The sequence below is a fragment of the Marinimicrobium agarilyticum DSM 16975 genome (genome assembly GCF_000423345.1).
Classification (GTDB): domain Bacteria; phylum Pseudomonadota; class Gammaproteobacteria; order Pseudomonadales; family Cellvibrionaceae; genus Marinimicrobium; species Marinimicrobium agarilyticum.
On sequence record NZ_AUHU01000016.1, the window covers coordinates 32,964 to 47,733 of the forward strand.

The window sequence follows — 14,770 nt, forward strand, 5'->3', positions numbered from 1 at the left end:
CCCGGAAACCACAACCCCGAGCCCGGACGCCCTATGCAACAGATACTGCTCGCCGAAGATGATCGTCGCCTGGCCCACCTGGTGCGCGATTACCTGGTCGACAACGGCTTCCAGGTTGCCATTGAAGACCGGGGCGACCGCGTTCCCGAGCGGGTCCGTCAGTTAAGGCCGGATCTGCTGATTCTGGATATCATGCTGCCGGGCAAAGACGGGCTGACCCTTTGCCGCGAACTGCGCCCGGCCTTCAATGGCCCCATTATGATGCTCACTGCCCGCAACGAAGATGCGGACCAGATTCTCGGGCTAGAGTTCGGCGCCGACGATTATGTGATCAAACCCGCCGAACCCAGAATCCTGTTGGCCCGCATCCGCGCTCTGCTGCGGCGGGTCGAACCCAATGCCCCCAACGCGCCACAGACGCTGAGCTTCGGCTCACTCGACATTCACAGTGGCTCTCGCAGCGTTCAACTGGAAGGCGAGCCGGTCAAACTCTCCAGCCATGAGTTCGACCTGCTCTGGTTATTGGCCCAGCGCGCTGGCGATGTGGTCGGCCGAGACTTCCTGTTTCGCGAACTCTACGGCCGCCCGTACGATGGTATGGACCGGACCATCGATGTACGGGTCTCCCAGTTACGTAAAAAACTGGGCGACAACCCGGACAACCCCACCCGGATAAAAACCATTTGGGGCCGGGGCTACCTGTTCATTGCCGACGCCTGGGGCGACGCTTGAAACGGGCCTTCCTGTCGCTCTATTTACTGATTGTCCTGGCCCTCGTGGGGTTCGGCTGGGCGCTGGATCAGCTTTGGAATACCTATCAGTCCGACCAGGAGTCACACCCTCCTGGCGCGACGCTCACCGAAGTCCTCCACCTGGCCAGCGCCGACCGCCCTTTGTCCGACACCCAGGCACTGGTGCATCAAATCGCCCGGCAGGGCCTGGCTGACGTGCGGCTGGTGCCTTTGGAGGACATCTCCGGCGACCCCATCAAAGAGCGCCTGCGCGCCGACGAAGCACTGTCGTTCGAAGACGCGGACGGCAACCTCTACCACTACCGCAAACTCGAGCGGGCGCCCTACGTCATCGTGCTCGGAGAAGTCACTCCGGAGGCGACCCGTCGCTTCGAATCGTTCCTCTCGGTCGTTTTTTACGGTGCATTGGCGGCGGTGGTGTTCTTCTGGCTCTGGCCCCTGACCCGAGACTTGGGTCGTTTGGAGGAACACGCCCAGGCCCTGGGACGCAATCCCGAGGCGCCGTTGGTGACGCTGAGCGGCCACTCCGCGGCCAACCGTCTCGGGCAGGCGTTTAACCAGATGGCACTGCGTATTCGGGAGCTGTTACGTTCGCAAAAAGAAATGACGCATGCCGTCTCCCACGAGCTGCGCACCCCGCTGGCCCGCATGAAGTTTGCGCTGGAAATAGCGGAGGCCAGTGGTGACCCGGACAACCTGCAACGCAAACTCCAGAGCGTGCGAGCCGACGTGGCGGAGATGGATCAACTCGTTAACCAGTTGCTGCACTACGCACGCTTCGAGCAGCAGCCCGACCTGTTTCTCACCCCCGGCGACATGCCGGCGCTGGTCCACGACCTCTGGCAACGCCTGAGTGGTCACCTGACCCAACCGCCCCAGCTCTATCTCCACCCGGAAGGACTGACTCAACCGGTGGTGTGTGACTGGTCCCTGATGGAACGCGCGCTGCAGAACCTGATCCAGAACGCCTTGCGCTACGCCCACCGCCGAATCGATATCACTCTGGAAGCCCACGACGGTGATTTCCGGGTGACCGTGGACGATGACGGGCCCGGCATTCCCGCTGAGGAGCGGCAGCGCATTTTTGAATCCTTCGTTCGCCTGCGCGAGGCGCCGGAACACCACACGGCGGGTTTCGGTCTGGGGCTGGCTATCGTTCAGCGGGTGATGAACTGGCACCAGGGGGAAGTGCTGGTGGATGCCGCTCAAAGCGGCGGAGCCCGCTTTGTTTTACACTGGTCCGCTCAGCCCGCCGACGTCGACTGAGCCACGGGCGCCCAACCGCTCGGCCCCTAGATTCACTATGGTATAGTGCCGGCTTTAGTCACCCCCATTGACACCCCAACGAGTGGGCCGAGCGGCGATGAACCCAACAATCAAAGACGTGGCCAAACGGGCCGGCGTGTCCTTCAAGACCGTCTCCCGAGTGATCAATCGCGAAAGTACAGTAGGCCAGGAGTTGCAGGACAAGGTCTGGAAGGCCATCAAGGAGCTGAACTACCAGCCCAACCTTTCCGCGCGGGTACTGCGCGGCGCGGCGTCTTCGATCGGTTTTATCTACGACAACCCCAACAGCAACTACGTCATCGAGATGCAGCGGGGGATTCTGAACGAGTGCCGCCGGCAGGACTACGAGCTGGTGATCCACCCCTGCGATGCCAAGTCCCCCGAGCTGCTGGATGAAATTTTCGGCATGGTGGACCGCAGCCGGGTGGGCGGTCTGGTAATCACTCCCCCCATGTCGGAAATGCCCGAGGTGCTCGACGCCCTTACCGCCCGCAAGATCCGCTTTGTGCGCATTCTTTCCGGCACCCAGCCGCCGGACGAGTTGTCCGCCTGCGTCTTCGTGGACGACCGGACCGCCGCCTACCGGATTACCCAATACCTGATCGACCTGGGGCATCGGGATATCGCCTTTCTTGGCGGTGAAGAGGAACACAAATCCAGCGTCGAACGTCTGGCGGGCTATAAACAAGCGCTGAAAGACAACCAGATCAAAAGCAACAGCCGGCTGATTCTCAAAGGCGAGTACGCTTTTGAGTCCGGGGTCAAACGCACCCGCCAACTGCTCGCCCGGGATGAACACCCCACGGCGGTTTTCGCCTGTAACGACGAAATCGCCGCCGGCGTGCTCTTCGCGGCGCGGCTTGAGGGCGTGGATGTCCCGCGGGACCTGTCCATCGTCGGTTTCGAGGACAGTCCCTTCTCCCGTCAGGCCTGGCCCAACCTCACCACGGCCCAGCAACCCAACGCGGCGATCGCCAGCACCGCCACCGAGCTGCTGATTCGGCAGATTCGCCACCGCAAAGGTGACAAGGGACCGGAAAGCGAAGGCTTCTACCCGCAATTGATAGTGCGCGACTCCACCTGCCCACCAGGGCGGCGCGGCGCCTGACCGAGCGCCGTGCGCCTCTCTTCCCGAGTGGCCGCTATCACCGCCCCTTTACATCCACACCAAAGCAGAGCAAAATACCATCCACAAGACAACGTTGTCAGGCGGTAATCTGACACCCCCATCCTTTTGAGAACGCCACCACAGTGAGTCGAATGACAGGAGTAACCATGCCCCAGCCGGAACAGACCCGAATGTTTGCCGAGGCCGCCGAGGCCGCTCAGGTCGTAAGCCGCCAGCTGACCGCCAACGCCGCCCGGGTACAGGAAGCCGCCGAACGCTTGCGCGCCTTTTCGCCCCGCGCCGTGGTCACCTGCGCCCGGGGTAGCTCGGACCACGCCGCCACCTACGCCAAGTACCTGATCGAAACCCAGCTCGGTGTACTCACGGCTTCCGCCGCGCCATCGGTGGGCTCGGTTTACCGTCGCCCCCAACAGCTCAGCGACGTGCTCTATATCGCCATTTCCCAGTCGGGCAAAAGCCCCGACCTGTTGGCCAACGTGGAGCACGCCAAAGCCGCCGGGGCACTGACGCTCGCCTTCGTCAATGTGGAGGACTCCCCCCTGGCCGAGATGGCCGATCTGGTCATTCCCCTACAGGCCGGGCAGGAACTGAGCGTCGCGGCGACCAAGTCCTACATCGGCAGCCTGACCGCCATTCTCCACTTGGTCGCCCAATGGGCCGACAACAGTCGGCTCAAGGCGGTGTTGAACACCCTGCCCGACGCCCTCGCCCAAGCCTGGACCTTTGACTGGTCAGCAGCGGTGGAAGCCTTCAAGCCGGTCAATAATCTGTTTGTGATCGGCCGGGGGCTCGGCTTCGGCATCGCTCAGGAGGCGGCCCTGAAATTGAAGGAGACCTGTGGCCTGCACGCGGAAGCGTTCAGCGCGGCGGAAGTCAAACACGGCCCTATGGCCATCGTTGGGCGCGACTTTCCGGTGCTGGTCATTTCCCAGCAGGATGAAACCCAGGCCGGCACCGACGAGCTGGTCAGCGAGTTCCGCCAGCGCGGCGCCCGCGTGCTGGTAGCGGACGAGTCGGAACAGACCGACAGCCTGCCAGTGGTTCGGGGGGCGCACCCGGTGGTGGCGCCCATTCTCGCCATCCAGAGTTTCTATCGAATGGCCAATGCACTGTCCATCGCCCGCGGGTATCATCCCGATGAACCGCCTCACCTGAACAAGGTGACCGAAACCGTCTAACACGCAAGAGGCACCGCAATGACACAGGCTTTGATCAATGCCGAACTGTTCACCGGCGACCAGTGGCTGGAAGGGCAGGCGCTGCTGATGGAGGGAGACCGTATCCGGGCACTGGTGGGCCACAATGAAATTCCGGCCGAAGCGGAACGCATCGACCTCACCGGAACCCGGCTGGTGCCCGGACTGATCGACACTCAGGTCAATGGCGGAGGCGGCGTTCTGTTCAACGATGCCCCCACCGTGGAGGCGCTTGAACAGATCGGCCGGGCCCACGCCCACTATGGCACCACCGGCTTTCTGCCGACCCTGATCAGTGACGATCTGGACGTGGTGGAGCGTGCCATCGGGGCGGTGCGCCAGGCGATGGCCCGAAAGGTACCCGGCGTGCTGGGTATCCACCTGGAAGGGCCGTTTCTCAACCCCGAGCGCAAGGGCGTGCACGATGACAAGAAATTCCGGCGCCTGACGCCTGAAGCGGTGGAGCTGCTGAGCTCACTGGAAACCGGCTTTACCCTGGTTACGCTGGCCCCCGAGCGGACCACGCCGGAAATGATTCGCCAGTTGACCGAGCGCGGCGTGATGGTATCCGCCGGGCACACCGCCGCCGACTACGAGCAGACCCGGAGGGCGCTGGCCGCAGGCGTGCGCAGCTTTACCCATCTGTTCAACGCCATGACGCCCATGACCAGTCGGGAGCCCGGCGTGGTGGGAGCGGCTCTGGAAGATGAAAACAGCTGGTGCGGCTTGATAGTCGACGGTTATCACGTCCACGCCACCACATTGAAGGTCGCCATTGCCGCCAAGGCCCGAGGCAAAATGGTCCTGGTGACCGATGCCATGCCCACCGTGGGCGCCGAGGACAAACAGTTCACTCTCAAGGGTGAAGTGATCCGGGCGGAAAACGGCCGCTGTGCCACCGCCGATGGCACCCTGGCCGGCTCTGACCTGGATATGCTGGCGGCGGTGCGCAACAGCGTCAGCCAACTGGGTTTACCCTTGGCCGAGGCGCTGCGGATGGCCAGCCTCTACCCGGCCCAGATGCTCGGATTGGAGCAGGAGCTGGGCCGGCTGGCGCCGGGGTTTCGGGCCAGCCTGCTCGCCGTGGATGAGAACCTAAATTTACGCGCCAGCTGGATCGATGGTGCGCGCCAGCCGCTTTAGAATCGAAGGGTCGGGCCCCGCGCCTCGGGGCCGCCACTACCGACGCCAATGTCCGGCTTGCCGCCACACTGCGGGACAAAGTCCGGGCAACCACCTTTGACATCACCCGGCAGTTCCGACAACCGCAACGAACTGGCCTCCAGCTGCTGCTGACCAGTCAGCTCACCTTCTACCTGAACCTGGTCACCGCGACTGAGGTCGGCGAGAAGCTCTGCCCCCTGCGCCCCTTCCAGCCAGACCGTCACGCCGGTCACCCGAATGCTTTGAGTCTCCGGGTGGATGGCCGTCACCGGCCCTCGGATCTCGACCGTTTGTTCGCTCGGGTCCAAACGCTTGACGCGGGTCACCACCAACTTATCGCCACGGTAGAACGCGAACACTTCCACCGCATCCCCCGCCCGCAATTGCGAGAGGTTGAGCCCGTTGCGGTTCCCCAGCCCGTCTGCCACATCTTCAAAGGCCGTGAGCTCGCTCACGTGGTAAGACGTACCCATCAGGGTCAACACCCCCGCCTGCTCATCGACGGCCCCCACTTCGGTGCGAATGCGGTTAACCCCGTGGCGCAACACCCGAAGCTGTTCGGCCATCAGTACGCCCTCTACGAGGCGTCCCTCCACGGCAACCCGGACACCGCTGGCCAGGGCCTCAGTGCCGCCTTTCCGATCCGCCTCGGACGCATTCACGCGAACGCCGGCGACCTCAAAGTCGCTCAAGGACGCAAAACGGCCGATCACGCCTTCCTGAAAGAGCGTGGAACCGTCTTCAGGCGCCGACCGAGGGAGGATCGCGACCGTTTCGGCGGCGAGTTCACCTTGCGCGAGCGCGCCACCGGTTACCCGTACCCTGAGACCCTCGGCCAAATCACCGCCGATGACCTCCGAACCCGCAAAGCTCACCCAGAGGTCATTGATCCGAAAGCGTTGCGCCTGGGCATCCAGTGACTTTACGGTTCCCACAACGTCGGGCGTCACGGTTTCCACGGCACTGACGCGGGAGGCGATCAAGTGTCCGCTGTCGCCAAGATGGCCGCTGACATCAATGCCGACCCCGTCGGACAAAGCCTCAAACGCAACGCCATCAAACTGAATATCGTCGTAGACAACCACCGTCTGGCCCAACACCGTCAACACCTTACGCACGTCGCTGGCTTCGGAAACGGTATTGATCGATCCTTGCAGCAGGCGAGTGTACCGGACTTCGTCGGCCAGCGCCTGATCACCGTCCAGTTCAGCCAACTCGACCTCAACCACCATGCCCAGTTGGATATCCTCCACGGCACCCGGCTCGCCATTCACTGAAACCTCCGCCGTGTCGATCTCAACATGGAGGCCATTGACGTAAATGCTGCCGTAGGCCGTGACGCTTCCGCTAACGACGGTGGCCGGGCTGCCCGTGCCCTCGATGCCGGCCGTCGAATCGCTGTCGCTCAGACACCCCCCCAGAAGGATTGCCAGCAGCGGTGTCGCAATATATTTGACTGTTTTCATGAATCTTCCCCGCGCGTTGCTTCGCCGCGTTCTTCAAAGTAGTAGAGCCCGATCCCCGCTCTGACCGTGGCGGAGTTCTCCGTTTCGGAGGGGTTCAGCTCCGGCCGCTCCTCCCGGTCACAATCGGCCAGCCAGTCATTCACCTTTAGCAGAAATTCCTGCCCTTCCCGGGCGCTGCGCTGGCGTATCTGTGCCAACAGCGCCTCGGGGATATGAGTATAGGAGACCGTGCGCTGGATAAAGGGGCCCGGGTCTTCTTTGGCAATATTGTGGTCCATGGTGCGCATCAGGTCCGCCGCAGCGGTGCCGAATATTCGGATGTTCTCCTGCATATCTTCCACGGGAATGTAACCCCGGGCAAGCAACGCCACCGTTTCCCCGTCTCGGGTCACGGCGTTGATCCGTTCCAGCTCATCGAGCAGGGCCCGCACCGGTACATCGTGACTGTACTGGTGCACCAGGCCCGCAAAGGACGGTTCACTCCCCTGGGTCTCAATCGGAAGCGCGGCCGGCTCCCCATTCGCCGAGTGGAAACGCACGTCATTCAACCAGGCCGTTATGACCCGCGCGGTGGGCGTCGGTTGCTCATTGGGGGCGTCGGAGAGCGGATGGGGCCGTTCCTGCAGCTTGGCGATGTCTTTGCGGTTGATACCGGTCAGTACCGCCATCCGCGACAGACTCTGCTTTCGGCCGGGGATGGCAAAGTCCTCGCGGGCGGTGTCGACATAGACATGGCGGGCAATGTCGGCAAACGAGCGATAGGAGACGCCATGGCGCAGCAGTAACCGCACCATGGGACGCAACATCTTGTACAGGGCTCTGGCGAGCGCCGTCTGGGTTCTATCGCTCATGTTGGGATTGTAGCGTCAAAATTTTCCGGAAAATACCGGTTTCGGTGTTTACAAAACTATTTTTGGGACTATAGTGTCAAATATAGCGACATGGGAACCAACCTCCCTCCAGCAATGCCTCGGAGCGTTGCGGACCAAACCGCCTAACCGAACTCGTCCGAGCTCATCGCTCTTTCTTGCTTGGTTCGGCAACAACGGAGAGATAGAAGTTATGCGTCCTTTCAAAAAGCACTATTTGCAAGCACTCATTGGCGCTTCCGCCATGACCCTGGCCGCCTGCGGTGGCAGTTCAAGCGACAACGCCTCCGGCCCCGACAGCGACACGGGGCGCCTCAGCGTCGCTGTCACCGACGCGCCCATCGATGCGGCCAACCACGTCATCGTGGAATTTTCAGCGGTTTCCATCAAACCGGCCGACGGCGAAGCCATCGAGTTCACCCTTGAGGAAAACGCCTCCATCGACCTGCTGAGCCTGCAGGGCAGCTTGTCCGAAGCGCTCGTAACGGATGAAGAAGTACCTGCCGGTGAATACGAGTGGGTCCGGCTTCACGTCAATGCGGAGCACGATGGCGTGCTGGATTCCTACATTGAGCTCGATACCGGTAATCAACTGGAACTGCGCGTTCCCAGCGGTAGCCAGACCGGCCTGAAGCTGGTTAGTGGCTTCACGGTAGCGGCCGGCGGAAATACCAATATCACCATCGACTTCGACCTGCGCAAATCCGTTGTGCTGCCAGGCGGGCAAGCCGGCGCAATGCTCAAGCCGGCCCTGCGTCTGATCGACAACACCGTGGTAGGCACCCTGGCGGGTAGCGTCGACGCCGAAGTGCTGACCGACCAGTGCGCCGACCCCGCCAACGAATACGGCGCGGTGTATATCTACTCCGGGGCAGACGCCACTGTGGCCGACGTATCCGGCGCAGACACCGACCCCCTCACGACCGCTCTGGTCGCGCAGGTTGACGGCGGCTACGAATACGAGGCGGGCTTCCTGGAAGCGGGGGACTATACCCTGGCCTACACCTGTGGTGCCGACAGCGACGATCCCGAGGTGGTAGACGAATTGACCTTTATCGGAACCAGCAACACCGAGATCGAAGCCGATATGACCACCGAAGTGAACTTCACGGTCGATCAGCTACCGACCGACGAGGAGACGGCCTCCCAGGAGGAGACCACCGGGCAATAAGTTTTTTTGGCCTGACGCGCCGCTTGTGCCGCGAGCCCCTTGTGGACTCGCGGCTTTTTTATGTCCGTCAGATTGAGATGACAATCCGCTTTCGATCCAGCCACCAGGCGACCAGCCACATCAGCGCAACCGTTATCAACGCAAACAGCAGCGAGGCATTCTTGGCACTGAGAAAATCCGCCAGGAACGCGTAACTCCACTGGTAAGCCGAGGTATCTCCCAGCGGAACCAGGGACAGGGTTTTCGCCCAGAGAATCGACAGCACGTAGATAAACAATGGATTTTTCCCAAGCATGGCGCAGGCGCGATACAGCGGTTGAACCCCGGCCACGGACTCCAACAACACCAGAGCAACCAGGCACAGAATGGCGGCGCCGCCTGTCAGCAACACAAACGAACTGGTCCAAAGATATTTATTGACCGGAAACCAGGGGTGCCACAGAAGCGCCACCCCCACCAGAACCGCACCCGCCACGGACAGTTGCACCAACGCCCGTCGCCTGGGGGCAACGGTGCACAGCACTCGCGTGGTTTCAAAGCCCAGCAGCGCCGTCACTACCGACGGCAATGTCGACAACAACCCTTCTGGATCAAACGCCAGACCCTTGCCCTGCCAAATATGTTCCGGGCCGAATACCCACAGGTCCAGTTGCCGCACGACATTGCCTGCCACACCGTAGGGCTCCTGCCCCAGCTGCAACAGCGCCCAATACCCCAACAACAAGCCCGCCATAATGACGGCACGCCATAGCCCCGGTATAAACAGGGCGATGGGGGCGGCCAACAGATACGCCAGCGCAATGCGTTGGAGTACTCCGGGGATGCGTAACTCGGCGAAGCTGCCCGTGAACGGAAAGGCATTCAACAACACACCAATCAAAAAAATGAGTGCACTTCGCCTTACTATATTGAGTAGTCGGGCCGCTACCGACGCGTCCGTGCGGGAGCGGCTGGAGAAAAACAGCGCGGAGCCGACGATAAACAGAAAAAACGGAAAAATGTAATCCGTCGGCGTGGCACCGTGCCATTGGGCATGCAACAAAGGCGCGTAGACCGCGCTCCAGGAACCGGGGGTGTTGACCAGAATCATCAGCGCCAGCGTCAGCCCGCGCATCACATCCAGAGAGAGGAAACGTTGTTTCGGCATAGACCAGGCCTCATAAAAAATGACCGGGCGCCAGGGGCGCGCCGGCCAAGCAGAGGAAGCGGAAAGCGGGGCTCAGGACTTCCAGCGCCGCATCTTGTGCCCTTTGAGGGCGTAGAAAAGAATAAAGGCATAGCAGGGCAACAATACCCAGTAGGCCGACTGGTTATCGGTGGTTTCGGCGAAATGGCCGTAAATCAGCGGGATCACTGCGCCGCCGGCAATCCCCATGATCAACAGGGCGGAACCCACGCTGGTGTACTTGCCCAGATCCTGAAGAGAGAGGGGCCAGATGGCCGGCCAGCACAAGGCGTTGGCGAGGCCCAACAGGGCGAGGAAGGCAACGGTGTCGGGCACCGTCGGTATGCCCATCCAACCGAACAGGACTTCAGAGATCAAGTGGCTCTCAGCGGAGCCGGTCAAGACCCCAATGGTAAACAGGACGCCGAAGACCGCCGAGAAGGCAAGCGCTTTGGCCTGGCTCAAAAAGCGCGGAATACAGACCACCCCGACAATGTAGCCAATGACCATAAACGTCATGGTATAGGCAGTAAGCGAGCCAAAATGGTCGACATCCATGCGCCGACCGTACAGGCCGATGGTATCGCCCGCGATCACTTCAACCCCGACATAGGTGAACAGGGCAATGGCCCCAAGAATCGCTTGCGGATAATTGAGAATACCAAGCTTGTCCCCGGCTTCGTCCTCGTGCTCGGCATCCACGTTCAGCTCGGGCAAGGTGGAGAAATGAACAAACAGTGCCAACACCAATAGCGCCGCCGCCATATAAAGATAGGGAACGACCAGACGGTTGGATAACTCGGCCAGACGGGTGGCTCGTTCTTCGCCGCTGAGTACCATCAGCACGTCTTCATCGAACTGATCCATGCCAGTCAGCACCCACAAGGTAAACACCACCGGCGCGACCACGCCGGCCCCCTTGTTCAACAGCCCCATCACACTCATGCGCATGGCAGCACTTTCACGCGGGCCGATGCAGACAATGTACGGATTCGCGGCGGTTTGCAGCAGCGTCAGGCCCGTGCCCAAGACAAACAAAGCCACGAGGAAAATTGCAAACTGGCTGGACTGGGCGGCGGGAATGAAAATGAGCGAGCCCAGCATCATGACCACCAGGCCAATGACCATGCCGGTTTTGTAGCCGGTCCGGCGCAACACCAACGCGGCGGGCAGTGCCATCACGGTGTAGGCGATATAAAACGCAAAAGTCACGAACAGCGCCTGAAACTCGTTCAGCTCGCAGACAATTTTCAAAAAGGGAATCAGTGCACCGTTCAGCCAGGTGACGAAGCCGAACACGAAAAACAGCACCCCGATGATGACCATGGGAATCAGTGTACTGGGTGTTCGCGCTTCTAAAGAGGTGGTTTCAGTCGTCATAAAGAGCCTCGCGATTCAGCATTAGTTGTTATGGCATGGCGTGGATCAAAGTCTCAGGCGGTCTGCGCCAGCTCGTGTTGCTTGCGGGCAAACAAGAGCGCACCGTCTTCCGGCGGTCCCATAGGTACGGACAGTGCCTTGGCTACCTCCGGCTCCAACCAGGGGATCAACCGCTCCGCCATGCCACCGATCAGTGCCAGGCGCGCCGGTTGGTACGCGAGCAATTTTCTGGCCATGGCGCTGATGTAGGCGGCACCGTCAGTCAGAATTCGCAGGGCCACCGGGTCACCCGATTCGGCCGCGGAGAAAACCAACGGCGCCAACTTGGCATACTCGCTGGAAGCGCGGCCGGACATACGTTCGACGATCCCCAGACCCCGCGCTTGAAGCAGATCGGCAATACTCTCGGTCAGTACCGTATCCGGCCCGAGGTCATCGGAGGCCAGCAGCACCGCTTTTATCGCTTCCAGTCCCATCCACGCACCGCTTCCCTGGTCTCCATAGGGAAAGCCGTGGCCACCGATCAGGTGGTCCTTACCGTCCGTGCGCACATAGCCACAGGACCCGGTGCCGGTCACGATCACCGCACCGTCGTCCCGGTGGTGCGCACCGAGGCAGGCAATGCGAAGATCCGTGGTCAAATGCAGAGAGGCAAACGGATGAGGCCAATCGCTGATGACCTTGTACAGGCTGGGAAGATTGACGCCAGCCAGCCCTGCCCCCACCACGAGCCGATTCAAAACGGTCTCCGGCAGGCCGGCGTCCTTCAGGGCTCGACGAGCGGCGCTTTCAATCGAGTGCAGCGTCTGCTCCACCCCATGCAGGGGGTTCGCCGGACCGGCCAGCGCCGAGCCCAGTACGCGACCCTCGACGTCCGCCACGGAGGCCTTGCACTTGCTACCACCGCCGTCTATTCCCAGATAGTAGTGCTCATTGGCCGGGGCACTCACCATAAACAACCTCATTATTCTGTGAACGCGAGCGCGTACCTTACCCATTTTCGCTCGCCCTGTGCGCTCGCCGCGGCTTTCACCGCCTCACAACGCATTTATTCGGTAGCGCGCCTCCCACCCTGTTACTCAGCGCCCTTCATTGTTGAAAAAGGCGGGGCTGCGCCAAGGCGGCAACCCCAAGAGATGAGAGAGAGCTCCAGCGAAATCCGCTGGTAGAGTTACTGTAATTGGACAAGACAACGTTGTCAAACAAATTTTGCACCCACCCTGACACAAAAAAACCGGCCAGGGATTGCCTGGCCGGTTTCCACCGAAAAGCAACGATTGTGCTATTCCGGATCAGGCAGCGCTTCCAGCTCAGACTTGAGCGAGCGAAGCGCCTGCTTGACCGCACGATGGTGCTCGGGCCCAATCCGGATCATCAGCTTCTGAAGGTCAGAGAGCTTCTCAAGTTCCGGGTTGCGATACTCGTAGAACACCTTGGGACGGTGCAGCCGGACATCTTCCGGAGGTTCAGGCGCCGCCAGCAGTTGGTCAATGGTTGCCATCACCAGATCGTGGAACTTCCCGCTATTGGCTCCATGCTCATCGTAGGCCTCTTCCAGAAGAGGCCGGTAACGCTCGTACCAGGAGGCCAACTGCTCCGGCCGACTGCGGGTCAGCAAAGCCACATAGGGGTCATAACGATCATAGTTTTCTTCAAGCAGCCGATACTCCTGTTCGGCCTCGGTGCGGGCATCGCCCACTTTTTCCACTTCGAGCGGGGGAGGCGGCGATACCACCGGGCGGTATTCGTGCACCACCTTGCCTTCCTGCGCTGCCGCGACGGCCCTTACTGCCTTGCGCACGAGCTCCTCGTTCACCAGCAATTGATCCACCCGATCGCTGGTGGTGGCCTCTTCCAGCGACTCCAGCACCGGCTCATCGCTCTGATCCAGGGGCGGCAACGGCTCCGGTTCGGGCTCGGGTTCAGGCTCGGGGGCCGGTTCGGGCTCGGGTTCAGGCTCCGGCTCGGGTTCCGGGGCGGGCACCGGTGCCTGAATCGGGGCGGGCTCCGGATCAGGCTCTGGCGTGTCGTCGCGGCCGAAGAGATACACACTGAGGGCGACAATCACAATGACAACAACCACTACCAGCCCAATGGTGGCCGCAGGGCCCCGCTGGTTCGATTGCGTTTCCGGTTTTTGCTGCTCGTCGTTCGCCATGTTCCACCCTTATCGTCAATGCTCACGGTTCCATACTACCAGTCTTATGGACTGGCGGTGTCCGCAACCAGTTCATTCTACGTTTATTTGTAGCACAGTATCGGCCCCGCCTCTACAGACAAATCATCCGAATGCCCGCCGGGCTGGTCACGCCTGCCCCTTATCTTTATAATGCCGCCCTCCCCTCTGCGGGCCCTTAGCTCAGTTGGTCAGAGCAGTCGACTCATAATCGATTGGTCGCTGGTTCAAGTCCAGCAGGGCCCACCACTCCCCCCTTAACGATTATTGACACTTCCGCCATTGCTCGGTGGGGCGCCGCTTGCTTATTATAAACGGACTGACCAGTCCGTCCCTTTAAGTTTTCAGGCAACAGTCCGGGTGAGAACCATGACCGATCTCAAAGATTCCGCCAGCAAACCCAAGCGCGTGCACAAGTCGGCCGACGAACGCCGCTCCGAGATTCTCACGGTCGCGACCGAAATCTTTGCCGAGCGAGGCTACCAGGTGGCCGACATGCAGGCGGTAGCCGACGCCGCGGGCGTGGGCAAAGGCACGGTTTACCGCTACTTCCCCACCAAGGAAGAACTCTTCACCGAGACCCTGCGCTTCAACCTGGAGCAGCTCAAAACCGAAATCGATACGGCCCGCCACGGCCCTTCGGAACCCATTGAGCAGCTGAAGGAGGGGATGCGGGCTTATATCCTCTATTTCGAAAAAAACCCGAACCTCACCGAATTGTTTGTTCAGGAGCGGGCCGAGTTCCGCGATAAAGCCGCGTCTCTGTACTTCGCCTACGCCTCTGAAGGTCGGGAGTCCTGGCGGGGGCTGTTTGAAGAAATCGCCGCAACTTACCCTCTCAGGCCCATTGACCTGGAGGAGCTGATGAATATCTGCGGCGATCTGATGCACGGCGCCGTGGTGAAAAGCCAGTGTCCGCTGGACCGCAAACCTTTGAGCGAACGGTTCGAGACCTTGTTTGACGTTTACCTCCACGGAATTATGGAGCGCTAGCGCCTCCGTTTCGTCTTCCTGT

At 61.0% G+C, this 14,770-nt stretch carries 13 protein-coding genes and 1 tRNA gene; 8 read left to right on the top strand and 6 right to left on the bottom strand.

The features are described 5' to 3' along the window. Window positions 1–33: 33 nt before the first annotated feature. The 5 genes from G547_RS0114765 to nagA all read left to right on the top strand — a co-directional run bounded on the left by G547_RS0114765 (window position 34) and on the right by nagA (window position 5,507). Window positions 34–732, top strand: a complete 699-nt coding sequence (locus G547_RS0114765) for a winged helix-turn-helix domain-containing protein (protein ID WP_027330511.1) — start codon at window positions 34–36, stop codon at window positions 730–732. Continuing rightward, window positions 729–2,018, top strand: a complete 1,290-nt coding sequence (locus tag G547_RS0114770; RefSeq protein ID WP_027330512.1) for an ATP-binding protein — start codon at window positions 729–731, stop codon at window positions 2,016–2,018. Before G547_RS0114765 ends, G547_RS0114770 begins: the two co-directional genes overlap by 4 nt. 97 nt (window positions 2,019–2,115) lie before the next feature. Further along, complete coding sequence (locus G547_RS0114775) at window positions 2,116–3,147, top strand: LacI family DNA-binding transcriptional regulator (RefSeq protein WP_027330513.1); 1,032 nt, start codon at window positions 2,116–2,118, stop codon at window positions 3,145–3,147. Between the two features lie 167 nt (window positions 3,148–3,314). Next, a complete protein-coding gene (locus G547_RS0114780) occupies window positions 3,315–4,346 on the top strand; it encodes an SIS domain-containing protein (RefSeq protein WP_245573492.1) in 1,032 nt (343 codons plus the stop codon). An 18-nt stretch (window positions 4,347–4,364) separates the two neighbouring features. Continuing rightward, window positions 4,365–5,507: an N-acetylglucosamine-6-phosphate deacetylase gene (nagA, locus tag G547_RS0114785; protein WP_027330515.1), complete on the top strand. Its 1,143-nt coding sequence runs from the start codon at window positions 4,365–4,367 to the stop codon at window positions 5,505–5,507. Here nagA and G547_RS0114790 read toward each other — a convergent pair. Together G547_RS0114790 and G547_RS0114795 are read right to left on the bottom strand one after the other, a co-directional pair. Next, window positions 5,504–6,994 carry a DUF5666 domain-containing protein gene (locus G547_RS0114790; RefSeq protein WP_027330516.1) on the bottom strand — a complete coding sequence of 497 codons (1,491 nt, stop codon included), beginning with the start codon at window positions 6,992–6,994 and terminating at the stop codon, window positions 5,504–5,506. The two genes, nagA and G547_RS0114790, sit on opposite strands and share 4 nt — an antisense overlap. Then, on the bottom strand, window positions 6,991–7,845 hold the full coding sequence (locus G547_RS0114795) for a DUF6502 family protein (protein ID WP_027330517.1): 855 nt from the start codon (window positions 7,843–7,845) through the stop codon (window positions 6,991–6,993). Before G547_RS0114795 ends, G547_RS0114790 begins: the two co-directional genes overlap by 4 nt. A gap of 211 nt (window positions 7,846–8,056) precedes the next feature. Here G547_RS0114795 and G547_RS21710 point away from each other — a divergent pair, with 211 nt between their 5' ends. Next, window positions 8,057–9,034, top strand: a complete 978-nt coding sequence (locus G547_RS21710; RefSeq protein ID WP_051235560.1) for a DUF4382 domain-containing protein — start codon at window positions 8,057–8,059, stop codon at window positions 9,032–9,034. Between the two features lie 67 nt (window positions 9,035–9,101). Here G547_RS21710 and G547_RS0114805 read toward each other — a convergent pair whose 3' ends face one another. The 4 genes from G547_RS0114805 to G547_RS0114820 form a co-directional block, all read right to left on the bottom strand. After that, window positions 9,102–10,181, bottom strand: coding sequence for an acyltransferase family protein (locus G547_RS0114805; RefSeq protein ID WP_027330518.1), 1,080 nt, complete (start codon window positions 10,179–10,181; stop codon window positions 9,102–9,104). 72 nt (window positions 10,182–10,253) lie between these two features. Beyond that, window positions 10,254–11,579, bottom strand: a complete 1,326-nt coding sequence (locus G547_RS0114810; RefSeq protein WP_027330519.1) for a sugar MFS transporter — start codon at window positions 11,577–11,579, stop codon at window positions 10,254–10,256. 53 nt (window positions 11,580–11,632) lie between these two features. Beyond that, window positions 11,633–12,532 carry an N-acetylglucosamine kinase gene (gene nagK / locus G547_RS0114815; protein WP_027330520.1) on the bottom strand — a complete coding sequence of 300 codons (900 nt, stop codon included), beginning with the start codon at window positions 12,530–12,532 and terminating at the stop codon, window positions 11,633–11,635. A gap of 329 nt (window positions 12,533–12,861) precedes the next feature. Further along, window positions 12,862–13,737: a DUF3014 domain-containing protein gene (locus G547_RS0114820; RefSeq protein ID WP_027330521.1), complete on the bottom strand. Its 876-nt coding sequence runs from the start codon at window positions 13,735–13,737 to the stop codon at window positions 12,862–12,864. 190 nt (window positions 13,738–13,927) lie between these two features. Between G547_RS0114820 and G547_RS0114825 the strand changes: the two genes are divergently transcribed. Next, window positions 13,928–14,004, top strand: a tRNA-Ile gene (locus G547_RS0114825). Between the two features lie 120 nt (window positions 14,005–14,124). Continuing rightward, window positions 14,125–14,748: a TetR/AcrR family transcriptional regulator gene (locus G547_RS0114830; RefSeq protein WP_051235563.1), complete on the top strand. Its 624-nt coding sequence runs from the start codon at window positions 14,125–14,127 to the stop codon at window positions 14,746–14,748. Window positions 14,749–14,770: the final 22 nt, after the last annotated feature.